A 22486-nucleotide genomic window follows, 5' to 3' on the forward strand; every position below is an offset into this window, starting at 1 on the left:
TGGCACCCACCGGTGTCACGCCTCGGCGGCGAAGACCACCTGGTAGCCGCTGGCCCGCAACGCGCTGATCAGCGTGTCCGAGTGCTCCACGCCCCGGGTCTCCACCGACAGCGCCACCTCGACCTCGCCGAGGCTGAGGTGCGGGTTGGCCCGCTGGTGCTCCACGTCCACCACGTTGGCCCGGTGCTCGGCGATCTGACTCAGCAGCGACGCGAGTTGTCCCGGCCGGTCCGAGCAGCGCACGGTCACCCGAAGGTAGCGGCCCGCAGCGGCCAGACCGTGCTCGATCACCCGGAGCATCAGCAGCGGGTCGATGTTGCCGCCGGAGAGCACCGCGACCACCGGCGTCTGCACCTCGACCACGCCGGCCAGCAGCGCGGCGACGCCGACCGACCCGGCCGGCTCGACCACCTGCTTACCCCGCTCCAACAGCATCAGCAGAGCCCTGGAGATGTCCTCCTCGGAGACCGTGACGATCTCGTCGACGAGCTTGCGCACGTGGTTGAAGGTGATCTCTCCGGGCCGACCGACCGCGATGCCGTCGGCGATGGTGAAGAAGGCGGGCAGCCGGACCGGCTCCCCGGCCACCAGCGAGGGAGGGAACGCCGCCGCGCCGGCCGCCTGGACGCCGATGATCCGGACGTCCGGCCGCAACGCCTTCACGGCGACCGCCATGCCCGAGATGAGACCGCCACCACCGACCCCGGTGATGATCGTCTTGACGTCCGGACACTGTTCGAGGATCTCCAGCGCCACCGTGCCCTGGCCGGCGATCACGTCCGGGTGGTCGAACGGGTGGATCAGCACCGCACCGGTGCGCTCGGCGTACGTGTAGGCGGCGACAAGTGACTCGTCGACGGTGTTGCCGGCCAACTCCACCTGTGCGCCGTACCCCTTGGTGGCGGCCACCTTCGGCAGCGGCGCGTTGACCGGCATGAAGACTGTGGCGTGCGTGCCGACCAGGCCCGCGGCGAGGGCCACACCCTGCGCGTGGTTGCCCGCGCTCGCCGCGACCACACCGCGCGCCCGCTCCGCCGCCGACAACCGGGAGATCCGCACGTACGCGCCGCGCACCTTGTACGAGCCGGCGCGCTGCACGTTCTCGCACTTGAGCCAGGTCGGCCCGCCCAGTGCCGCGCTGAGCGGACGGGAGGGCTCCAGCGGGGTGGTCCGGATGACACCGGCGAGCAACTCCCGTGCGGCCCGCACGTCGTCGAGACCGACCAGTTCCGTCATGCCCCGATCGTGCCACCCGGCTGGGGAGCCCTCTGCGGCGACACCGGCCTCGACTGGTGCGCCGCCCGGCCCGGCGCGTTGACCCACTCGACATCCCTGCTCTCGCGGTATCAACCGGGCGGTGACGGCGCGATATCCGCAGGCCCGAGTGGATCACGTCCGGGACTGGCCCTCCGGCCCCGGCGGGGTCACGGTCGGCGCGGGAGCGTCCGACAGCGGCACACCCGGGAACGGCCCACCCGGGACTGGCCCGTTCGGCCACGCTGGCGCCGCGCGGGCGATGCGGGCCTCCTGGGCTGCGGAGATCCGCTGGATCAGCAGGTACAGCGCCACCGCGGCGATCACGCAGGCCACCGCGGGCACGGCGTTGCGCAGGAGCGAGTCGCGGTAGTAGTCGCCGTACGCCTGATAGTCGCCGCTTGTGGATGGTGTCTCCGGCAGCCTGTCGTACGCCCGGCTGTCGAGGCGGCTGACCACCCGCTCGCCGATGCTGAAGACCAGCCAGCCACTCCACCAGACGGTCACCAGGGTCGGGGTGAACCGCCGCCAGAGGCTGTCCCGCGCCACGTTGGCGATCACCCGGACCGGCATCACGAAGTTCGCGAATGGCACCAGCCAACCGGCGATCGCCCACCCTGCGCCGAGCGTCGGCAGCGCACCTGGGAACACCTCGATGTTCTTCCGCGCCCGCCAGGTCCAGATGATCACCAGCACGGCGGCGGTGAGGTACGCGGCCACCATGGGCAACGACAGCACCACCTCCACGATCAACGCGGCGAGCAGCAGCTCACGCTCGTTGTCGATCCGGGCCTGCCGAGCCAGGGCCATCCCCAGCAGTGGGGAGAGCGCCACCGCCAGGTACAGAACGGCGGTCGCGCCGACCGCGGTGCGGGCGGCCAGACCGATCCCCCGTACCCGATAGGTCGGCAGCCCGGGTGTGACTGCGGGCTGACCCAACGGCGTGTAGCACCGCTGGCACTCGTTGTGCTCGGGGGACGTGGGGCCCCCACAGGTCTGGCAGTGCATGACAGCCCCCCGGGTCCGCGCGACGATGCGCGCACACCGTAGACGATCATGCGACCGCCGGCGACCCCGTTCCGACCCGGGGGTAACCAGGGGCGTGGCGTGCCCACGGGGCGGCCATCTCGAACTGGCCGGCCACACCGAGCAGCAGCAGCTCCGAGCCGGGCGGACCGACGATCTGCACGGCGACCGGCAGGCCGTCCGGGCGGCGGCCGACCGGCACCACGATCGCCGGCAGGCCGGCGATGTTCCACGGTGCGCCGTACGGGGCGTACCGGATGCTGGCTGTCATGTTCGCCCGCCAGGACCGCTCCGACCAGCGTGCCGCCTCCGGAGGCGCGGTCGCCAGCGCCGGGGTGAGCAGCAGGTCGACCGAGTGGTCGGTGAAGAAGTCGACCGACCGCTGCCGCCACGCGGCCCGGTCCGCCTCCCGCACGTAGCCGCGACGCTGTGCCCACTCCCCCAACGCGACGTGCCGCCGGGTACGCCGTTGCAGGCCACGGCGGTCCAACCCGGCGGCCCGCACGTCGGTGGCGGCGGCGGCGAGCCAGGTGGCGATGCCCTGTAGACCCAGCGCGGTGGGATAGACCGGATCGGCGGGCACCGTGTCGTGCCCGGCGGCGGCGAGCAGCCGACCGGCGGCGGCGACCGCGTCCCGGTTGGGCGCGTCCGGTGCGACACCCCGCACCGGGGAACGCAGTGAGACACCCACCCGCAGCCGCTGCGGCGGGACCAGCTTCTCGGGACGCCGACCGGCGAGCACCGAGAAACCCACCGCGGCGTCGGCGACCGTGCTGGTCAGCACGCCGTGCTCGGTCAGGCCGAACCAGTCGTCCGCGCCGAGCTGGCAGGGCACCACGCCCCGGCCGGGCTTGAGCCCGACCAACCCGCAACAGGCGGCCGGGGTCCGGATCGAGCCGAGACCGTCGTTGGCGTGCGCGATCGGCACCAGCCCGGCGGCCACCGCGGCGGCCGCGCCGCCGGAGGAACCGCCGGGGGTACGCGTGCTGTCCCACGGATTGCGGGTCACCGCGTTGTCGTCGTCGGTGACCGCCCACAGCCCCAGCTCCGGCATCCGGGTCACACCGAGGATCACCGCGCCGGCGCCGCGTAGCCGGCGTACCACCTCGTGGTCGGCCTCCGCGACGTCGCTGCGTGCCGCCGCCGACCCGTTCCAGGTGGGCAGACCGGCGACCGGAGTGTTCTCCTTGACCGCCACCGGCACCCCGGCCAGTGGCAGGTTGGCCAGGTCTTCCTGCTCGTCGACCTTCTCCGCCTCGGTGATCGCCTCGCCGCCGCGTACGGCGCGGAACGCCGCCAGCTCACCGTCGGCACGGGAGATGTATTCCAGGTGGTCGGCGACGACCTGCGTGGCCGACACGTCACCCCGGCGTACGCCTCGGGCGATCTGCTTGGCGGTCGCTCCGACCCAGGTCGCCATGATGTCCTGCACGGCCATCCTTCCCAGCGGTCAGCCCAGCGCCTGCTCCAGATCGGCGAGTAGGTCGTCGACCGTCTCGATGCCGACAGACAGTCGCACGAGATCGCCGGGAACTTCAAGCGGCGAGCCGGCAGCACTTGCGTGTGTCATCCGACCCGGGTGCTCGATCAGGGATTCCACACCGCCCAGCGACTCGGCGAGCACGAAGAGCTTGGTGCGGTTGCAGATGTCCACCGCGTGGTCCTCCCCACCGGCGGCGCGGAACGAGATCATGCCCCCGAACCGGCGCATCTGCTTGGCGGCCACCTCGTGACCGGGGTGCGACGGCAGCCCGGGGTAGAGCACCTGGGCCACCTCGGCGTGCCCGTCGAGGTACGCGGCGAGCCGCTCGGCGTTGTCGCAGTGCCGGTCCATGCGTACCCCGAGGGTCTTGATGCCGCGCAGGGTGAGCCAGGCGTCGAAGGGGCCGTTGATCGCGCCCATCGCGTTCTGGTGGTAGCGCAGTTCCTCGCCGAGCGCGGCGTCCGCGACGACCAGCGCACCGCCGACCACGTCCGAGTGCCCGCCGATGTACTTGGTGGTGGAGTGCACCACCACGTCCGCGCCGAACGCGATCGGCTGTTGCAGGTACGGCGAGGCGAAGGTGTTGTCCACCACCAGCAGTGCGCCCGCGTCGTGTGCCACGGCGGCCAGGGCGGCGATGTCGGCGATGCCGAGCAGCGGGTTGGTCGGCGTCTCCAGCCAGACGATCTTCGTGCGGCCGGGTTGCACGGCGGCCCGGATCGCGGCCGCGTCGGAGACCTTGGCCGGGGTGAACTCCAGGCCCCAGCGCTGGGCGACCCGGGCGAAGAGCCGGTACGTGCCGCCGTACGCGTCGTCCGGGATCACCACGTGGTCGCCCGGTTGGCACACGGCCCGCAGCAGGGCGTCCTCCGCCGCCAGGCCGCTGGCGAAGGCGAGCCCCACCGACCCGCCCTCCAGCGCCGCCAGGCACTCCTGGAGGGCGTCCCGGGTCGGGTTGCCGGAGCGGCTGTACTCGTAGCCGAGCCGGGGCACGCCGACGGCGTCCTGGGCGTACGTGCTGGTCTGGTAGATCGGTGGGATCACCGCACCGGTCCGCGCCTCGGGGTCCTGACCGGCGTGGATGGCGAGCGTCTCGAAGCCGTGGTTCATTCTGGTGAGGCTAGTGCCCGTCCGAGATGGCCGGAACGGAACCCGCTCTCCCCGGCGGGGCCGGACCGTCCGGCCCGGCCCCGCGCTGGCCGACCAGGGGTCGGCGGGCCGGTCAGCCGGCCGGAACGGGCAGGACGTGCAGGGTGACCGGGTGGGCCCCGGTCCAGTCGTAGGAGACCGCGTAGAGCCGGGCTCCGTTCGGCGCCCAGGCCAGCGCGCCCGGGCTGAGGTCGTCGTTCAGCTCGAAGTGGGCCAGCTCGGTGCCGTCGACCCGGAAGACGAACACGTCCGGGTCATAGGTGGCGTCCGCCCCGCCGGCGATCCTGGTGCCGTCGCGGGACACCTCGACCGCATTCGGGTACGCACCGGTGGGATAGGTCGCGGACGGGGTGCTGATGTCGGCGAACGGGAACGCCTGCACCACGTACGGCGCACCGGAGGCGGTGAAGACGGTGGTGCCGGTGGGGTCGAGCGCGACATCGCGCAGGTTGCTGCCGACCGCCATGAAGTCGTTCTCCCTGGGCGCGCTCAGTGCGCCCCCGGTGCCGATGGTGTACGCGTACACCGACGCGGGGCTCAACCCGGGCTGCCCGGCCAGCAGCACCGAACGGTTCTGGCTGGCGGCGGTCAGCAGCGGGGCGTCGTAGAAGTCCTGACCGGTGGCCACCCCGGTGGTCACCACGGCCGGTTGCCGGCCCAGGTCGATCCGGCCGATGTTGCCGCCCCACTGGTCACAGCCGTAGCCGAACCACAGGTACCGCCCGGTCAACGCGAGCGACGACGGGCACTCCCCCGCGCCGGTGTCGTACCGGGCCGACTCGGTCAGCGACCCGGTGTTGAAGGCGGCGATGGCGTTGGCGCTGGGCAGCGCCACGTAGAGCGTCTGCCGGTCGGCGCTGAGCAGCAGGTCGCTGGGGCCGGGCAGCCCGGACAGGGTGCCGACCACCGCCCCTGTCGCGCTGGTCACCACGACCTCGGTCGAGGAGTAGCCGCCACTGACGAAGACCCGGTCGCCGGCCGACACCACGTCGGCAACGCCCGGCAGCGACAGCGGGGTGGCCGTCTGCGCGGGAGCCGCCTGGGCGGGGGTCGAGATCGCGGCGGTCAGCAGCCCGACGGTCAGGGCGGCCAGCGCCAGGGTCGGACCTCTTCTGATCTGCAAGGTGCGTCCTTTCGGAGTGTCGACGAACCGAACCCACGACGGACCGGGGTCCTGAGGCCGCAGCAAGGAACAGATCGTCGCCGTGAGGGCGCCGTCCAGGCGACAGCCCGCCTCGGCCGATTGGCCGGGCGTCGCTGTCGCGACAGCACGTTGCCCCCGTGTGCTTATCCAGACCGGTCAATGACTATCACAGTCGATGCCGGCGTGGGGGGCACCGTGATCCGTCGGACCGTCGGCATAGCCTGAGCCGATGAGCGGTTGCGTGTTCTGCGGGATCGTGGCGGGTGAGGTGCCGGCGTTCCGGGTCGCCGACACCCCGGACGGCGTGGCGTTGCTGGACACCCGGCCGGTGTTCAAGGGGCACGTGCTGGTGGTGCCGCGAGTCCACCTGGTGACCCTTGCCGAGTTGCCGGCGGACCTGCTGCCCGGCTACTTCGCGCTGGTCCGGCGACTGGCGGCGGCCGTGGAGACCGGTCTCGGGGCCGGTGGGACGTTCGTGGCGATGAACAACAAGGTGTCCCAATCAGTGCCCCACCTGCACACACACGTCGTTCCGCGGACGAAGGGCGACGGGTTGCGGGGCTTCTTCTGGCCACGCACCCGGTACGCCGACGACACCGAGGCCCAAACGTACGCGGACCGGATCTCGGCGGCGCTCCCCGGTGGGGCCTGACTCACTGTCACGCGGGTAAGGAAGCTGGACCCTCCGGTGTTACACGCTGGGAGAGGTACGAGAGGAGATCCCCACCGTGTTTTTGCGTCGCATGAACGCCGAGATGGTTTCGCCCGACCAGGCCCTGCCTGGCCGCTCGATCGCCATGCCGATCGCCGATCGCCACGAGGTGCTGGGCACCCCGCTGAAGGGCCCGTTCCCGGAGGGCCTACAGGTCGCGGTCTTCGGCATGGGCTGTTTCTGGGGGGCCGAGCGGCTGTTCTGGACGCTGCCCGGCGTCTACACCACCTCCGCCGGCTACGCGGGCGGCAGCACCAAGAACCCGACGTACGAGGAGACGTGTTCCGGCCGCACCGGGCACGCCGAGGTCGTCCAGGTGGTGTACGACCCCAGCAAGATCAGCTATGAGGATCTACTGAAGGTCTTCTGGGAGAACCACGACCCGACCCAGGGCATGCGCCAGGGCAACGACGTGGGCACCCAGTACCGGTCGGCGATCTACACGACCACCGACGAGCAGCGGGCCGTCGCCGAGTCGTCCCGGGACGCCTTCCAGCCGATCGTCACGCGGGCTGGCAAGGGTGAGATCACGACCGAGATCGCCCCGCTCGGCAGCTACTACTTCGCCGAGGACTACCACCAGCAGTACCTGGCCCCGACGAAGAACCCGAACGGCTACTGCAACCACGGCCCGAACGGGCTGAGCTGCCCGGTCGGCGTGGCCCGTACCGCCGGCTGAATCCAGGCGTTAGCCTGATTCGGACGCATGGGAGGGCACGATGAGCGGCGACAGTGCTAGCCGTCCGCACGGTTACGCCAAGCCGGTCGTTGTGCCCGAAACCCTTGATCAGCTTCGCGGGCCCACGTCCGGGGTGGTAGTTCTACCACGCCACTTGAAGTGGTCCGGCAACTCCCGTTACGACCTTGCGCAGCCCGGGCGCATCGGCGACCTGTACCGGACGGTTCTCAACGAGGCCGCTAGTTCGACCGACCTCTACGCCTACGTCAGTCGCGACTCCCTGATCCAGCTCTGGCCGTCGATGTGGTTGCCCCAAGCCGTGCGCCGCGCTTGGGAAGAGCGCTTCCCCGAACTCCGCAGCGCCCCTCGACGCGCGGCCTGAACGATGCTGCCGAGCCATATCAAGATCACCAGAGTCGCACTCGCGGCGGCCGGCAGATTTGGCTTTGCCCTGGCCGGTGGCTACGCGGTGAGCACGCACGGCATGGGCAATCGACTCAGCGGTGATGTGGATCTCTTCACGGCCTGGCACCTTCGCGCCTCGTTCCCGGAAGCGGTCGACAACGTCATCGCGGCTCTAGAAGACCACCGATACGCGGTCACCGCCCTGATTCGGAATGACACGTTCGCCCGTCTGCTCGTCGCGGATCTTAATGAGCCAGAAAGGGAGCCGGACAAGCTGGAGATGTCGGCGGACTGGCGCGCGAACGACCCCGTGATGTCCGCCGTCGGCCCTGTTCTCCATCCCGACGACGCCGTCGCCAACAAGATGTGCGCGCTCTTCGGTCGCGCCGAAGCCCGAGATTTCCTCGACGTGGACGCCGCCCTCCTCAGCGGCCGATACACGAGGAAACGCCTGCTCGAACTGGCCGCGGCCGCAGACCCCGGCTTCGAGCCGCGCGCCTTCGCAGACGCACTGGGCGCGTTGACCCAGATCACCGACGCTGACTTCGACTGCTACGGGGTACCAGCCGCCGAGCTACCCGCTGTTCGCGAGCGTTTCGCGCACTGGCGACGCGAGCTCACCGACGCTCCGTAGGCACAGTTGCTGAGGCCGCGTCTGCCCGGCTCGGCAGCTACTACTTCGCTGAGGACTACCACCAGCAGTACCTGGCCCCGACGAAGAACCCGAACGGCTACTGCAACCACGACCCGAACGGGGTGAGCTGCCGGTCAGCGTGGCCCGAATCGGCGGTGGGCCGGAGGCGGCGCCTGCTACGTCTCGGCGACGTACACGCCCGACCCCCGGACGCCGACCACGATTCCCCGCGCTTTCAACCCCTCAACAGCCCGCGCCACGGTGCGTCGGGCCGAGCCGTATTCATCGGCCAGCGCGTCGTACGTCGGGAGGCGCCGCCCGCGCGGAAACTCGCCAGCGCTGATGCGCCGCAACAGATCAGCCTCGATCTCATGCGCGGTGTGAGGTATCGGCACGCACACAGGCTGCGCCTACCCACAGCTGGGACTACTGACACCCATTGCCCTACTGGCACTACTGGCACTAATATCGATTCTGCGTAATGGGTAGTGGATCCGGGATCGGTGCCCGTCGCTGCACTCAAGGGGCGTCCGCTGGTCTCGCCGATCACGCGGGCGCCCCTCCCATGGGAGGAAGTAGCGATGTTCAGTGCGCGGGCGGGGGGCGATCAGCCGGTACGGGTGCCAGTTGATCTAGGGGTGTCGACATGGAACCTCGTCATCACCGGCCGGGTTACGTGCGGCAAATGCTGGCGGGCGCTACGGATAGACACAGCCACGACACCCGGCGAGATTGCCGAAGTTGTCGGCGATCACCAGAAACGCTGCGCGCGGACGCAGCTACGGCCGGCACGCTAGCCCGCCTTCGCTGCGGCCGGCCGCAGTGACTTCGCCCTGGCTGGCGGGTACGCGGCGAGCGCTCACGGCGCGGGCAGCCAACTCCGCGACGTGACGCGTCCTGACGACCACCCCTGAGCCGGTTGACACCTGGCTGGGCATTCCCGTTTGGCCCTGTGATCGAAATCCGTTGCAGACCCCGCCGGAGACTCGATAACGTGGCCGTACACGTGAAAGGAGGTGGTCCAGACTTGTATAGCAATCGGACTCGTGAGGTGGCTGTCAGCTAGCCGCTGTCCTCGACAGTGATCGGTCCGCCGCAAGGCGGGCACCAGCACCATCGTCGAGACCGTGTGGCAGCGGTGCGGCGAATCCACGACAGCCACCCGACCCCCGGGGTGCCGGCCAAGTCCAGCCGGCCCGCGCACCAGCGCGGAGCGCCCCGGGGGTCGCTCCATATCCGGGGGAGCGGCGATGTCCATGCGCGAGCTGGTGATCCTCGGAACGGCCAGCCAGGCGCCAACCCGTCAGCGCAACCACAACGGGTACGTGCTGCGCTGGGACGACGAGGTGATCCTCTTCGACCCGGGCGAGGGCAGCCAACGCCAGTTCCTCTACACCACCGTCACGGCCACCGACCTGACCCGGATCTGTGTCACCCACTTCCACGGGGACCACTGCCTCGGCCTGCCCGGCACCATCCAGCGCCTCTCCCTGGACCGGGTTCCGCACCCGGTCGCCGTGCACTTTCCGGCCGGCGGCGCCGAGTACTTCGCCCGTCTCCGGCACGCGACCTCCTTCCACGAGACCGCCGAGCTTCAGGTCACCCCGATCGAGGAGGACGGGCAGCGGATCGCCCTGCGCTGCGGCACGCTGGAGGCACGCCGGCTGCGGCACCCCATCGAGACGTACGGTTATCGGCTTGTCGAGCCGGACGGGCACCGGATGCTGCCGGAGCGGCTGTCCGCGTACGGCATCAGTGGGCCGGCCGTCGGCGAGCTGATCCGCGTCGGGCACCTCGACCTCGACGGGCGTCGCGTCACCCGCGACGAGGTGAGCGTGCCCCGGCCGGGGCAGCGGTTCGCGTTCGTGATGGACACCGGCCTGTGCGACGGGGTCTACGCCCTCGCCGAGCACGCCGACCTGCTGGTCATCGAGTCGACGTTCCTGGAGTCGGAGGCCGCGCTGGCCGCCGAGGTCGGCCACCTGACCGCGGCGCAGGCCGCGCGGGTGGCCACCGAGTCCGGGGTACGCCGGCTCGTGCTCACCCACTTCTCCCAGCGCTACCCCGACCCGCGCCGGTTTCACGACGAGGCGCGCGCACACTTCGACGGTGATCTGATCATCGCCGAGGATCTGACCACGGTGCAGCTCCCACCTCGCCGGGTAGCCTCGGCCGGGTGACCGTCACGCTCCGCCCCGCGACTGCTGCCGACATGATGGCGGTGGGGGCCCTACACCAGCGCTCCCGGGTCGCCGCCTACTCCGCCTTCCTCCCCGCCGACGCGTTGGCCGACCCGACACCTGAGGCGATGGGGCGGTACTGGGCGGAGCGGTGGCAGTGGGAGCGGGACACCCACCGGATGATTGTGGCCGAGCGGGCCGGGGCGCTGGCCGGGTTCAGCCACCTGGGCCCGGACGACGAGGGCGACCCGGCCACCGGGCTGCTCAACGCGATCCATCTCGACCCGGCCGAGCAGGGCCGGGGCACCGGCCGCGCGCTCATGGTGGACGCCCTGGACGCCATGCGGGCCCGTTGTTGGCGTCGCGCGGCGCTCTGGGTGCTGGCCCAGAACGCGCACGCCCGCGCCTTCTACGAGCGCGGTGGCTGGACCCCGACCGGCGACGAGCGGGACGAGGCGATCGGATCAGCACAAACCCGCCAGCTCCGCTACACCCGCCCCCTCTAACCAACCCCACCCCACCCACCCCCAGCCCTGCCCCACCCCAGCCCAGCCCCAGCCCTGTCGATCATGGAGTTGTGGTGGGCGCTTTGGGCACGGGTGCCCGTATTGCACACCACCACAACTCCTTGATCGACCAGGCGTGGGGTGGGGGTGCGGGGTGGGGGCGGGAGTGGGGGTCTAGCGGGCGCCCAGGTGGGCCAGGAGGTCCTGGCGGGTGAGGACTCCCTTGGGCTTGCCGTCGACCAGGACCAGGGCGGCGTCGGACTTCTCCAGCATGCCCACCGCCTCGCTCACCGGCTGACCACCGCCGATCATCGGCAGCGGGTCGCCCATGTGCCGCTCGATGGTGTCGTGCAGGTGCGCCTGGCCGGTGAAGAGCGCGTCGAGCAGGTCCCGCTCGGCGATCGAGCCGGCCACCTCACCGGTCACCACCGGCGGCTCGGCCTTGAGCACCGGCAGCTGCGAGACGCCGTACTCGCGCATGTAGTCGATCGCGTCGCGGACGGTCTCGGTCGGGTGCACGTGCACCAGCTCCGGCAGCCCGCCCGGCTTGCTGGCCAGCGCGTCGGCCACCGTCGGCTCGGCGCCGGAGTTGTCGAGGAAGCCGTACCGGGCCATCCACGAGTCGTTGAAGATCTTGGAAAGGTAGCCCCGGCCGCCGTCGGGCAGCAGCACCACCACCACGTCGTCCGGGCCGGCCTTGCGGGCGACCTCCAGCGCGGCGACCACCGCCATCCCGCAGGAGCCGCCGACCAGCAGCCCCTCCTCGCGGGCCAACCGCCGGGTCATCTCGAAGGACGCCTTGTCGGAGACCTCGACGATCTCGTCGGCGACACCCTGGTCGTACGTCTCCGGCCAGAAGTCCTCGCCGACGCCCTCCACCAGGTACGGACGGCCGGTGCCGCCGGAGTAGACCGAACCCTCCGGGTCGGCGCCGATGATGCGCACCCGACCCTCGGACGCCTCCTTGAGGTACCGCCCGATGCCGGAGATGGTGCCGCCGGTGCCGACGCCCGTCACGAAGTGGGTGAGCCCGCCCTCGGTCTGCTTCCACAGCTCCGGTCCCGTGGTCTCGTAGTGCGAGCGCGGGTTGGCCGGGTTGCTGTACTGGTCGGGCTTCCAGGCGCCGGGGATCTCCCGGGTCAACCGGTCGGAGACGTTGTAGTACGAGCGCGGGTCCTCCGGGGCGACGGCGGTCGGGCAGACCACCACCTCGGCGCCGTACGCCCGGAGCACGTCCTGCTTGTCCTGGCTGACCTTGTCGGGGCAGACGAAGACGCACTTGTAGCCCTTGAGCTGGGCCACCAGGGCCAGCCCGACGCCGGTGTTGCCGCTTGTCGGCTCGACGATGGTGCCGCCGGGCTTGAGCAGGCCGGCGGCCTCGGCGTCCTCCACCATCCGCAACGCGATCCGGTCCTTGACCGAGCCGCCCGGGTTGACGTACTCCACCTTGGCCAGCACGGTGGCCCGGATGCCCTCGGTGACGTTACGCAGACGCACCAGCGGAGTGTTGCCGATCATGTCGACGACGTTGTCGTAGTACTGCACGGTGTGCCCTTCGTTGCGGCACCGGCAACGGCGGCCGGGCAGACGTTTCCTCGTCGCCCAGCGTACGTGTCGTCAGGGCACCAGGCCCCCGGGGATGACCGAGCTGCGCGCCGCCTCCCACTCCAGGAACCTGTCGGTCTCGGCGAGCACACTGCCCGCCAACCACGTGATCATGACCGCGTCGTCGGCCAGCCCGAAGATCGCCAGCGGGATCTCCGGGAGCAGGTCGATGGGCGAGACGATGTACGCCGTCGCCGCCGTCATCAGGGCCAACCGGAGGCCGCCGTCGTACTCGCCCCTGGTGGTGGCCCGGATCATCCGGGGCAGGGCGGCCAGCCGGGTGCCCAGCGACGGCCCCCCGCGTGCCCCGGCCATCAGTGCCCGCGCCAGGGCCGTGAACGCCGCGCTGCGCTTCAGTGTCTTACCCATCGTCGCGCTCCTCTCCGCCGGATCAGCGTGGCGGGTCGGCGCAAATCGGCCGGCCTCTGCCGCAGAGATACCCCGCCGCGTCGGTTTCCAGGCACCCGGGTGCCGTCACGACGACAGCGGCGTGTCGGGGCGGCGCGATAATGTCGCGGTATGGGGGTGGCTGATTCCGTCGTACCCGGTGAGCGCTGGCGGCAGACCTGGCGCTTCGCCCGCCTGGCCGCGATCGGGACGGGCGCCACCGCGGCGGCCGTGGTGGCGACCGGCGGGGTGCTGCTCGGTCAGGCCCGACAGGCCCGGCGCACCATCCCGATGGCCGAGGCGCCGCCACCGCGCTGCGACGGGATCTACGGCGCGAAGTTCCCCGGCCCGGCGCTCACCATGGTCGTCCTTGGTGACTCGTCGGCTGCCGGCTACGGGGTGCACCGCCGTCGGGAGACGCCCGGGGCGCTGCTCGCCACCGGCCTGTCCCGTCGACTGCACCGGCCGGTGCAACTGCACCGCTTCGCGGTGGTCGGTGCCATCTCCGCGGCGCTGCGCCACCAGGTCGAGGCGGCGCTGGAGTGCCGACCCGACATCGCGGTGATCCTCATCGGCGGCAACGACATCACCAACCGAACCCCGCGCGGGCTGGCGGTGCGCTATCTCGTCGAGGCGGTGCGCAGGCTGCGCGACGCCGGGTGCGAGGTGGTCGTCGGCACCTGCCCCGACCTGGGTGCGATCCGCCCGATCCAGCCTCCGCTGCGGTGGTTGGCGCACCGGTGGAGCCGCCAACTCGCGGCCGCCCAGACGGTCGCGGTGGTCGAGGCGGGCGGCTGGACGGTCTCCCTCGGTGATCTCCTTGGCCCCCGGTTCGTGGCGGAACCGACCCGGATGTTCGCCTGGGACCGCTTCCATCCCTCCGCCGAGGGGTACGCGATGGCCGCCGCCGCACTCCTGCCGACGATGCTGTCCGCGCTCGGCGCAGGGCAGGAACGACGGGCCACGCCGACGTGGGCAGAGGGCGTACGGTCGCTGCCGGAGGCCGCGCAGGAGGCGGCCCGGCACGCCGGCACCGAGGTCAGCGGCACCCAGGTCCGGGGCCGTGACCGGGGGCCGGCCGGCCGGTGGGCGCAGTTGCGCCGCCGGGCGTTCTTCGGTGTCGGCGCGGTGCCGCAGCACGGGTCCGCCCCGGACACCTCGACAGTGGAGGGACTGGCATGAACGAGCGCAGCGAGCGGGGCGTGATCACCGGCCTCGCCGGCCGGCTGGGTCGGGCGGCGGCGTTCTCGCTGCTCGCCGGCACCGTCGGTGGGGCCGCCGTCCTGGCCGGTGAGGCGTTCGTCGCCCGGCACCGGCGCTACGCCCAACCGGAGCTGGGGTTGGCCCTGCGGGCCACGATCGGCCGGGCGGGTGCCCCGCCGCTGCGGCTGGTGCTGCTCGGCGACTCGTCCGCGCTGGGGGTGGGTGTCGACCGTCTCGAGGACACCATCGGTGGGCAGTTGGCCCACCTGCTCGCCGAGGGTCCGAGCGGCCGGCGCGTGCACCTGTCCAGCGTCGGCGTCTCCGGTTCCCGCTCGACCGACCTGGCCACCCAGGTGGCTCGGGCTCTGCTCGGTGAGCGGCCCGACGTGGCGTTGATTCTGATCGGCGCGAACGACGCCACCGGGTTGCGCCGACCCGCGGACGCCTCGGCCTATCTCGCCGCGGCGGTGCACCGGCTGCGTGAGGCGCGGGTCGAGGTGGTGGTGGGCACCTGCCCCGACCTCGGCGCGGTGCGTGCCATCGCGCCGCCGCTGCGCCAGGTGGTCGGCTGGTCGGGGCGTCGGATGGCCCGCGCGCAGACCGCAGCCGTGCTGGACGCCGGTGGCTCGGTGGTGGACCTCGCCGCCGAGACCGGGCCGGTGTTCCGGGCCGACGCGGGGACGCTCTGCCACGACGGCTTCCACCCGTCGGCCGACGGCTACCGGGTGTGGGCGCACGCGTTGCTGCCCGCCATCGTCGCCGCGGCGGCGGTCGCGACCCGACGCTAGTCAGGGGTGACATTTCCCGCCGTGCCGGCTTCTTCCGCGCAATGTTACTGGCGGGTTAACGTTGGCTCATGCCGATTGAGTCGTCCCGCGACGCCGTCATCGTCGCCACCGCCCGCTCCCCCATCGGCCGGGCGCACAAGGGGTCCCTGCGCGACGTCCGCTCCGACGACCTCGCCGCGACAATCGTCCAGGCGGCCCTGGACAAGATCCCCCAGCTCGACCCGACCACGATCGACGACCTCTACCTCGGGTGCGGCCTGCCCGGGGGCGAGCAGGGCTTCAACATGGCCCGGGTGGTGTCCACCCTGCTCGGTCTGGACACGGTGCCCGGTGCGACGCTGACCCGCTACTGCGCGTCGTCGTTGCAGACCACCCGGATGGCGATGCACGCGATCCGGGCCGGCGAGGGTGACGTGTTCGTCTCCGCCGGTGTGGAGATGGTCTCCCGTTACGCCCGGGGCAACTCCGACGGGTTGCCTCCCGAGGCGCAGGCCCTGGTCGGCGGCAGCTGGGAAAATCCGCGCTTCGGCTCAGCCGGCGAGCGCTCGAAGCGCCGCGCCCAGGGCGGCGCCGAGGTGTGGACCGACCCGCGCGAGGCCGGTGAGCTGCCGGACATCTACCTGACCATGGGGCAGACCGCGGAAAACCTGGCCCAGGTGTACGACGTGACCCGCGCCGACATGGACGAGTTCGGCGTACGCAGCCAGAACCTCGCCGAGAAGGCCATCGCCGACGGCTTCTGGGCCCGGGAGATCACCCCGGTCACCACGCCCGACGGCACCGTGGTGAGCACCGACGACGGCCCCCGCGCCGGTGTGACGCTCGACGCGGTCTCCGGCCTGAAGCCGGTGTTCCGCCCGGATGGTCGGATCACCGCGGGCAACTGCTGCCCGCTCAACGACGGCGCGGCCGCCGTGGTGGTGATGAGCGCCCAGCGGGCCGAGGAGTTGGGGCTGACCCCCCTCGCCCGGATCGTCTCGACAGGTGTGACCGCGCTGTCGCCGGAGATCATGGGCCTCGGGCCGGTCGAGGCGTCCCGGCAGGCGCTGCGCCGCGCCGGCATGACCATCGACGACGTCGACCTCGTCGAGATCAACGAGGCGTTCGCCGCGCAGGTCATCCCGTCCTACCGCCAGTTGGGCATCCCAGAGGAGAAGCTGAACGTGATGGGCGGCGCGATCGCGGTCGGCCACCCGTTCGGCATGACCGGCGCCCGGATCACCGGCACCCTGCTCAACGCCCTGGAGTGGCACGACAAGACCATCGGCCTGGAGACCATGTGCGTGGGCGGCGGCCAGGGCATGGCCATGGTGCTCGAACGGCTGAGCTGAGCTGACGCCGGGCCCGCCCCGCGGCTCGCCCGGGTGGACCTTCGAGCGCATCGCAGCTCGCGGGGTGGGCCGCAGAGCACGCCGCGGGTCGCGGGATGGGCCTTCGAGCACCGCGGGTCGCGGGGTGGGCCGCAGAGCACGCCGTGGGTCGCGGGGTGGGCCTTCGAGCACCGCGGGTCGCGGGGTGGGCCGCAGAGCACGCCGTGGGTCGCGGGGTGGGCCGCAGAGCACGCCGTGGGTCGCGGGTGAGGCTCAGAGCACGCCGCGGGTCGCCGTCACCTCGGCGGCGGCCCGCGCCAGCACCTCGTCGTCGGCTCCGACGGCCATCAGGTCGGCGGCCACCACCCGTAGCTGATCGGGCAGGGCCAGGTCGTTGTCGAGCCGGGGCACCACCCGGCGTGGCTGCCCCTCGGCGTCGGCGGCCAGGTTGGCGACCTCCTGCACCAGACGGTGCACCAGGTCGGCGCGGGGCACGTTGCCGGTGGTCGCGACCGCCGCCCACCGTGGCTGCTGCCAGTGCCCGACCTGACCGACCAGCAACCGCACGGCCTGGTCCAACTCTGCTGCGCTCATCGGCACCGAGTCTACGGCCGGCCGACGCGTCGCCCGAGATCGACTCGACTTCCTGAAAACCGTGGCATCACCGCGACCGGGACACCCCGACTTCATGAAAACCGAGTCGATCATCCGGCCGAGCGGGGGCGGGCCGGGACCGGGCCAGGCCGGGACCGGGCCAGGCGGGGCAGGCCGCGCCGGGGCGGTCAGCGGCGTAGGTAGCTGAGCAGCCGTAGCAGCTGCCAGTACAGGAAGACCAGCCCGGTGAGCAGGCCGAACGCGCTCAGCCACGCGTACCGGCGGGGTCGACCGTCGCGCACCGACCGCTCGACGAGGTCGAAGTCCAGGATGAAGCTGAATGCCCCGGCGATGATGGCCACCACCGAGAAGGCGTACGGGAGCCAGCCCACCTGCCCACTGACGCTGTAGACCTCCAGACCCGGCCGGCCGGAGATCAGGTACGACACCAGGTTGACCACGCTGAGCACGGCGATCCCGAGCAGCGTCCCGATCACCAGGCGGGCCAGCCGGGGCGTCGCCCGGATCACCCGGGCACGGTAGAGCGCCGCCATGCCGAGGAAGACGCCGAACGTGCCGGCCACCGCCTGCACCACGATGCCCGGGTAGACCTGCTCGAAGGTGCGGCTCGCCACCCCCAGCAGCAGGCCCTGGAGCACGGCGTAACCGACGATCGGCACCGGGTTGGTGATGCCTCGCAACGAGATGACCAGGACCAGCGCGATCGAGGCGAGCGCGCTGCCGGCCAGCGCGGCGCCAAGCCAGGCCGCGTCGGGGATCACCGCCCAGGACACCGCCGCGGCCACGCCGGTGACCAACAGCAGTCCGACGGTACGGGTCACCACGTCGTCGACGGTCATGGGCTCGACGTCGCGGGCACCGAGCACCCGAGCCTCCACCCGGCCGGTCTCGTCCAGCCGGTTGAGCACCGGGTTGTTGCTGCGCACCGCCGCCTCCTTCGCCCGCGTACCCCGCAGGGCGGGTGCCCTCGCAGTCACTCTGCCCCGGACGGACCGGCGGCGGCGGGGAAACGGCGCCGACGACGGCGCCCGCCCCCACCGAAGCGGGAGCGGGCGCCGGTCGGCAGTGCGGACGAGGTCAGTCGTCGCCCTGGAAGTAGCTCAGCAGGCGCAGGATCTCGATGTAGAGCCAGACCAGGCTGACCAGGATGCCGAACGCGGCAGTCCAGGAGTAGCGCTGCGGCAGGCCCATCCGGACGCCGTCCTCGATCTCCTTGAAGCTGAGCACGAAGCTCAGCGAGGCGACCACGATGCAGACCAGGCTGAAGCCGATGGCCAGCGGGCTGCCGTCGCGCAGACCCGTGTTGACGCCGAACAGCGCCAGCACCAGGTTGATCAGCATGACCGCGAAGAGGCCGACCATCACCGCGATCATGCCCTTGACGAACGCCGGGGTGGCCCGGATGACCTTCGCCCGGTAGAGCATCGCCATCAGGAAGAAGATGCCGAAGCTGGCGGCGGCGGCTTGGAGCACGATGCCGTCGTACGCCGTCTCGAACGCCTTGCTGACCATGCCGACGAAGACGCCCTCGACCACCGCGTACACGATGACGAGCGCCGGGTTGGCCATCCGGGAGAACGAGATGATCAGGCCGAGGACGAGGCCGACCACTGCCGCGCCGATCCAGGCGGTGCCGACCAACGAGTCGGGCACGAGCACCCAGGCTGCCGCGGCGGTGATGCCGAGGATGCCGAGGAGAGCGACGGTCTTGACGACGACGTCGTCGACAGTCATCGGCGCCACGGTGGGCGGCGCGGCCGGGTAACCGGCCTGGGACGGGTACTGCTGGGGAATGCCGGGCTGTCCGTACGGCCCGGCCGGGGCGTACCCGGCGGAGCGCTCCCGCTCGGCCGCCTGGCCGAGCCGGGCGAGCACCGGGTTCGAGGTCTTCACTGTCTGGCCTCCCTCAGGGGGTCGTTAGCACGTGAACGTGCCCTTCAAGAGTAAACGGCACAGCCAAGTACTGGTGATCGCGAATGAGAATGGGTCGAGCTGGTTGGGTGCCCGGGGCGGGGGTCGAACCCGCACGCCTTGCGGCAGCCGCTTTTAAGGCGGCCGTGTCTGCCTTTCCACCACCCGGGCAGGTGGCACCGGCGCGCCGACACGCACGGTGCAGTGTCACCGTAGCGGGTTGGCGGCGTCCCGACGTACCCAGCAGGGCTTGCCACATTAGGGTCGAGGCCGTGAGCAGCGCAGCCCCCACGGCCCCCGACGCCGCCCCTGAGCGGGCCCTCCGCCTCGCTGGTCGGGTCGACCGTCGGGACCGCGTCGCCCGGCTGCTGGCCGCCGTCAACCGGCACCGTGCCGATCTGCTCGTCGCTCTGGTCTGGGTGGTGCTCGCCGGCTGGCTCACCCACGGGCTGTGGCCCGATCCGGCCGGCCGCACCCTGGCGCTCAACCCGGAGGACCAGACCCTCTACGAGTGGTTCCTGACGGTCGACGCCCGCGCGCTGCTCGGCGATTTCCACCTGCTCACCGACCGACTCAACGCGCCCGACGGCGTCAACCTGATGGCCAACACCACGGTGATCGCGCTCGGCATCGCCGTCGCGCCGGTCACCCTGCTGCTGGGCGCACCGGTCAGCTTCGCGCTGCTCGCCGCCGCCAACCTCGCCGGCACCGCTCTCGCCTGGTACCTGCTGTTCCACCGGACGCTGCGCGCCCGCCGGCTCGCTGCCGCGCTCGGCGGCGGGCTGTGCGGGTTCGGCCCCGGCATGGTCTCGCAGACCAACAGCCACCTGCACATGACCGCCCAGTGGCTGGTGCCGGTGATCGTCTGGCTGGTGGTCCGCCTGCTGCGGGCAGCCGACCCGGGTCCGGCGGCACCCGACGGAACCGATCGGGCCCAGCCCGTCGGGCCGGACCGCCGGCGGATGTTCACCTCGGCGGCGGGGCTGGCCGGCGCGGTCAGCGCGCAGGTCTTCATCGGCGAGGAGGTGCTGTTCCTCACCGCGCTCACGCTGCTGCTGATGGCGATCGGCTACGCCGTTGCGGACCGGGAGTTGGCTCGGCGCGTACTACCCGGCTTCGCCGGTGGGCTGGCGGTCGCCGCCGGGCTCGCCCTGCTGGTGCTCGCCTATCCGCTGTGGTTCCAGTTCGCCGGGCCACAGGGTGTTGCCGACGGACTGTTCAGGCCGGCGAACTTCTCCGCCGACCTGGGCAGCTGGTGGGCGGTTTCCCCACTGTCGGTGGCCGGCAGCGCCGAGTCCGCCCGGCTGACCACCGGTCCGGCCGAGTACAACACCTTTCTCGGCTGGCCTCTCCTGCTGGCCGCCGTGGCCTGCGCGGTCTGGGTCGGGCGACGCCGGCTGGTCTTCGCCTGCGTGGTGGCGGGCCTGGTGATGGGCACGCTCTCGCTCGGCCCCGAGGTGGTGCTCGGCGGCACCCGGACGGCACTTCCCGGCCCGTACGCCCTGATCGGCGGGTTACCGGTGGTGGACGGCGCGTTGCCGATGCGGTTCGCGCTGGCGGTGCTGCCGATCGTCGCGACGCTGCTGGTGCTGGCGGTCGACCGGGCCCTGCGCGGCACCGGTCGGGCGCGGCGGCTGGTGCCACTGGCCGTCGGCGCGGCGCTGCTGCCGATCTTCCCGACTCCCCTGCCGACGATCGAACGGCCCGCCGTGCCGGAGTTCGTCACCGGCGGGCACTGGCGGCAGTGCGTACGCCCCGGCGGGGTGTTGGTGCCGGTGCCGCTGCCCACGCCCAGGGAACCCGGGCCGATGCGCTGGTCGACCGCCGCCAACGCCGCCTTCGGCCTGCCCGAGGGGTTCTTCATCGGCCCGTACGGGCGGGGTGGCACCGCGGCGATGGGCACGTTCAAGCAGCCCACCTCGGCTCTGCTGGCGGACGTGGCCCGGCGCGGTGACCAGCCGGCCATCGGCGACGAGCAACGCCGCCAGGCCGCCCGGGACGCGGACTTCTGGGGTGCCTCCTGCGTGGCGCTCGCCGACGACGCCCCGCACGTGGAGAGCCTGCGAAACACCCTGGAGCAGCTCTACGGCCCCGCGACCCGAGTAGCCGACGTGTGGGTCTGGCGCGTCTGACCCCCGTCAGGGCGGGGCGGGTCAGACGCGGGGGGCGCCGGCTGGCTGGGACGCCTCGACGAACTCCTCGCGCGGGTCGTGCAGCTGCCCCAGGGCGACCACCTCACGCTTGAGGAAGAACGCCAGCGACCAGTCCACCACGACCCGGACCTTGCGGTTGAACGACGGGATCCGGCTCATGTGGTACGTCCGGTGCATGACCCAGGCCGGCCATCCGGTCATCTTGATCCCGTACACCTGGGCGACGCCCTTGTGCAGGCCGAGGCTCGCGACGCTGCCCACGTGCTTGTGCTTGTAGTTGACCGGCTCGCGGCCACGGATCACGGCCACGATGTTGTCGGCCATCCGGGCGGCCTGACGCACCGCGTGCTGCGCGCTCGGCGAGCAGAAGTTACCCGGCTCCTTGGTGAGGTCCGGTACGGCGGCGCAGTCGCCGGCGCTCCAGGCGCCCTCGACCAACCGGTCGCCGTCGACCACCTGGAGAGTGGGCAGGCAGGTGATCCGCCGACGGTCGTCGCGCGGGAAGTCCGTCGCGTCCAGCATCGGCGACGGCTTCACGCCGGCCGTCCAGACGATCGTGTCGGACCGGAAGCTGTCACCGTCGGAGAGCTTGACCAGCCCGTCGACGCAGGACTCGAGCCGGGTGTCCAGCCGGATGTCCATGTTGCGCTTCAGCAGCTGCTGGACGGTGTAGGCGCCCATGTCCCGGTCGACCTCGGGCAGCACCCGCTGGGTCGCCTCGACCAGCACCCAGCGCACCTCGTCCTGCTTCAGCTCCGGGTAGTAGCGCAGGGCGTCGCGCGCCATGTCCTCCATCTCGGCGAGCGCCTCGATGCCGGCGTACCCACCGCCGACGAAGGTGAAGGTCAGCGCGGAACGGCGGACGTCCGGATCCGGTGTGGCGGCCGCCACGTCGAGCCGGTCCAGTACGTGGTTGCGCAGGTAGATCGCCTCGCCGATGGTCTTGAACCCGATGCCCTGCTCGTGCAGGCCGGGGATCGGCAGGGTGCGGGAGACCGACCCCGGGGCGACGACCACGTGGTCGTACGGGATCTCCCGGGCCGGGCCGCTGATCGGCTGGACGGTGGCCACCTTGCGGTCGTGCTCGATCCGCGTGACCGTGCCGGCCACCATCTTGCACCGGCGCAACTCGCGGCGCAGCGGCACCACGGAGTGCCGTGGGGAGATGTTGCCCGCCGCGGCCTCGGGCAGGAACGGCTGATAGGTCATGTGTGGCTGGGGGTCCACCACCATGACCTCAGCCTCACGGGAGCTGAGCTTCTTCGACAGGCGCAGCGCCGCGTAGAGACCGACGTGCCCGGCACCAACCACAAGGATCCGCTTCGGATTCACGTTGTCTATC

Annotated in this window: 22 protein-coding genes, 1 tRNA gene and 1 pseudogene; 11 read left to right on the forward strand and 13 right to left on the reverse strand. The window is 71.7% G+C overall.

Annotated elements, in window-relative coordinates; genetic code table 11:
• Positions 1–15 precede the first annotated feature (15 nt).
• From ilvA to ACGFIQ_RS04825, 5 genes are all read right to left on the reverse strand, one after another.
• Positions 16–1236, reverse strand: coding sequence for a threonine ammonia-lyase (gene ilvA / locus ACGFIQ_RS04805; RefSeq protein ID WP_393239201.1), 1221 nt, complete (start codon positions 1234–1236; stop codon positions 16–18).
• A gap of 153 nt (positions 1237–1389) precedes the next feature.
• Positions 1390–2193 carry a DUF4328 domain-containing protein gene (locus ACGFIQ_RS04810; RefSeq protein WP_393239204.1) on the reverse strand — a complete coding sequence of 268 codons (804 nt, stop codon included), beginning with the start codon at positions 2191–2193 and terminating at the stop codon, positions 1390–1392.
• Positions 2194–2308: 115 nt separating this feature from the next.
• A complete protein-coding gene (locus ACGFIQ_RS04815) occupies positions 2309–3718 on the reverse strand; it encodes an amidase (RefSeq protein WP_393239207.1) in 1410 nt (469 codons plus the stop codon).
• Between the two features lie 12 nt (positions 3719–3730).
• Entirely contained in the window at positions 3731–4873 is a 1143-nt protein-coding gene (locus tag ACGFIQ_RS04820; protein WP_393239210.1) for a cystathionine gamma-synthase, read from the reverse strand.
• A gap of 112 nt (positions 4874–4985) precedes the next feature.
• A complete protein-coding gene (locus tag ACGFIQ_RS04825; RefSeq protein ID WP_393239213.1) occupies positions 4986–6035 on the reverse strand; it encodes a YncE family protein in 1050 nt (349 codons plus the stop codon).
• A gap of 250 nt (positions 6036–6285) precedes the next feature.
• On the opposite strand from ACGFIQ_RS04825, the gene ACGFIQ_RS04830 reads away from it, so the two are divergent.
• From ACGFIQ_RS04830 to ACGFIQ_RS04850, 5 genes and pseudogenes are all read left to right on the forward strand, one after another.
• Positions 6286–6708 carry an HIT family protein gene (locus ACGFIQ_RS04830; protein ID WP_393239216.1) on the forward strand — a complete coding sequence of 141 codons (423 nt, stop codon included), beginning with the start codon at positions 6286–6288 and terminating at the stop codon, positions 6706–6708.
• A 76-nt stretch (positions 6709–6784) separates the two neighbouring features.
• Positions 6785–7447 (forward strand): peptide-methionine (S)-S-oxide reductase MsrA, encoded by a 663-nt coding sequence (gene msrA / locus ACGFIQ_RS04835; protein ID WP_393239219.1) that lies wholly within the window; start codon positions 6785–6787, stop codon positions 7445–7447.
• A 40-nt stretch (positions 7448–7487) separates the two neighbouring features.
• Entirely contained in the window at positions 7488–7829 is a 342-nt protein-coding gene (locus tag ACGFIQ_RS04840; RefSeq protein WP_393239222.1) for a hypothetical protein, read from the forward strand.
• A 3-nt stretch (positions 7830–7832) separates the two neighbouring features.
• Entirely contained in the window at positions 7833–8486 is a 654-nt protein-coding gene (locus tag ACGFIQ_RS04845; RefSeq protein ID WP_393239227.1) for a nucleotidyl transferase AbiEii/AbiGii toxin family protein, read from the forward strand.
• A gap of 29 nt (positions 8487–8515) precedes the next feature.
• Positions 8516–8643: pseudogene (locus tag ACGFIQ_RS04850) on the forward strand (peptide-methionine (S)-S-oxide reductase); the annotation flags it as partial.
• A 19-nt stretch (positions 8644–8662) separates the two neighbouring features.
• Here ACGFIQ_RS04850 and ACGFIQ_RS04855 read toward each other — a convergent pair.
• Positions 8663–8881 carry a GntR family transcriptional regulator gene (locus ACGFIQ_RS04855; protein ID WP_393239230.1) on the reverse strand — a complete coding sequence of 73 codons (219 nt, stop codon included), beginning with the start codon at positions 8879–8881 and terminating at the stop codon, positions 8663–8665.
• 855 nt (positions 8882–9736) lie between these two features.
• Between ACGFIQ_RS04855 and ACGFIQ_RS04860 the strand changes: the two genes are divergently transcribed.
• Positions 9737–10666 carry a ribonuclease Z gene (locus tag ACGFIQ_RS04860; RefSeq protein ID WP_393239233.1) on the forward strand — a complete coding sequence of 310 codons (930 nt, stop codon included), beginning with the start codon at positions 9737–9739 and terminating at the stop codon, positions 10664–10666.
• Positions 10663–11172, forward strand: a complete 510-nt coding sequence (locus tag ACGFIQ_RS04865) for a GNAT family N-acetyltransferase (RefSeq protein WP_393239236.1) — start codon at positions 10663–10665, stop codon at positions 11170–11172. The genes ACGFIQ_RS04860 and ACGFIQ_RS04865 overlap by 4 nt, the downstream gene beginning before the upstream one ends.
• A 174-nt stretch (positions 11173–11346) precedes the next feature.
• Here the strand turns inward: ACGFIQ_RS04865 and ACGFIQ_RS04870 are convergent, their stop codons facing one another.
• Both ACGFIQ_RS04870 and ACGFIQ_RS04875 read right to left on the reverse strand, forming a co-directional pair.
• Positions 11347–12717 carry a cystathionine beta-synthase gene (locus ACGFIQ_RS04870; RefSeq protein WP_393239239.1) on the reverse strand — a complete coding sequence of 457 codons (1371 nt, stop codon included), beginning with the start codon at positions 12715–12717 and terminating at the stop codon, positions 11347–11349.
• A 72-nt stretch (positions 12718–12789) separates the two neighbouring features.
• A complete protein-coding gene (locus ACGFIQ_RS04875) occupies positions 12790–13146 on the reverse strand; it encodes a YkvA family protein (protein WP_393239242.1) in 357 nt (118 codons plus the stop codon).
• Positions 13147–13296: 150 nt separating this feature from the next.
• On the opposite strand from ACGFIQ_RS04875, the gene ACGFIQ_RS04880 reads away from it, so the two are divergent.
• The 3 genes from ACGFIQ_RS04880 (at position 13297) to ACGFIQ_RS04890 (ending at position 16486) form a co-directional block, all read left to right on the forward strand.
• Entirely contained in the window at positions 13297–14346 is a 1050-nt protein-coding gene (locus tag ACGFIQ_RS04880; protein WP_393239245.1) for an SGNH/GDSL hydrolase family protein, read from the forward strand.
• The gene (locus tag ACGFIQ_RS04885) at positions 14343–15155 is read left to right on the forward strand and encodes an SGNH/GDSL hydrolase family protein (protein ID WP_393239247.1); all 813 of its coding nucleotides are present in this window, start codon (positions 14343–14345) and stop codon (positions 15153–15155) included. The genes ACGFIQ_RS04880 and ACGFIQ_RS04885 overlap by 4 nt, the downstream gene beginning before the upstream one ends.
• 68 nt (positions 15156–15223) lie before the next feature.
• Complete coding sequence (locus ACGFIQ_RS04890) at positions 15224–16486, forward strand: acetyl-CoA C-acetyltransferase (RefSeq protein ID WP_393239249.1); 1263 nt, start codon at positions 15224–15226, stop codon at positions 16484–16486.
• A 252-nt stretch (positions 16487–16738) separates the two neighbouring features.
• Here ACGFIQ_RS04890 and ACGFIQ_RS04895 read toward each other — a convergent pair whose 3' ends face one another.
• The 4 genes from ACGFIQ_RS04895 to ACGFIQ_RS04910 form a co-directional block, all read right to left on the reverse strand.
• The gene (locus ACGFIQ_RS04895; protein ID WP_393239251.1) at positions 16739–17059 is read right to left on the reverse strand and encodes a hypothetical protein; all 321 of its coding nucleotides are present in this window, start codon (positions 17057–17059) and stop codon (positions 16739–16741) included.
• Positions 17060–17247: 188 nt separating this feature from the next.
• Positions 17248–18006 carry a Bax inhibitor-1/YccA family protein gene (locus tag ACGFIQ_RS04900; RefSeq protein WP_357078945.1) on the reverse strand — a complete coding sequence of 253 codons (759 nt, stop codon included), beginning with the start codon at positions 18004–18006 and terminating at the stop codon, positions 17248–17250.
• Positions 18007–18157: 151 nt separating this feature from the next.
• Complete coding sequence (locus ACGFIQ_RS04905) at positions 18158–18973, reverse strand: Bax inhibitor-1/YccA family protein (RefSeq protein WP_393239256.1); 816 nt, start codon at positions 18971–18973, stop codon at positions 18158–18160.
• Positions 18974–19081: 108 nt separating this feature from the next.
• A tRNA-Leu gene (locus tag ACGFIQ_RS04910) sits at positions 19082–19162 on the reverse strand.
• Between the two features lie 101 nt (positions 19163–19263).
• Between ACGFIQ_RS04910 and ACGFIQ_RS04915 the strand changes: the two genes are divergently transcribed.
• A complete protein-coding gene (locus tag ACGFIQ_RS04915) occupies positions 19264–21123 on the forward strand; it encodes a hypothetical protein (RefSeq protein WP_393239259.1) in 1860 nt (619 codons plus the stop codon).
• 21 nt (positions 21124–21144) lie between these two features.
• Here the strand turns inward: ACGFIQ_RS04915 and ACGFIQ_RS04920 are convergent, their stop codons facing one another.
• Complete coding sequence (locus tag ACGFIQ_RS04920; RefSeq protein ID WP_393239262.1) at positions 21145–22476, reverse strand: NAD(P)/FAD-dependent oxidoreductase; 1332 nt, start codon at positions 22474–22476, stop codon at positions 21145–21147.
• Positions 22477–22486 lie beyond the last annotated feature (10 nt).

Source organism: Micromonospora sp. NPDC048898 (assembly GCF_043198035.1).
Taxonomy (GTDB): domain Bacteria; phylum Actinomycetota; class Actinomycetes; order Mycobacteriales; family Micromonosporaceae; genus Micromonospora.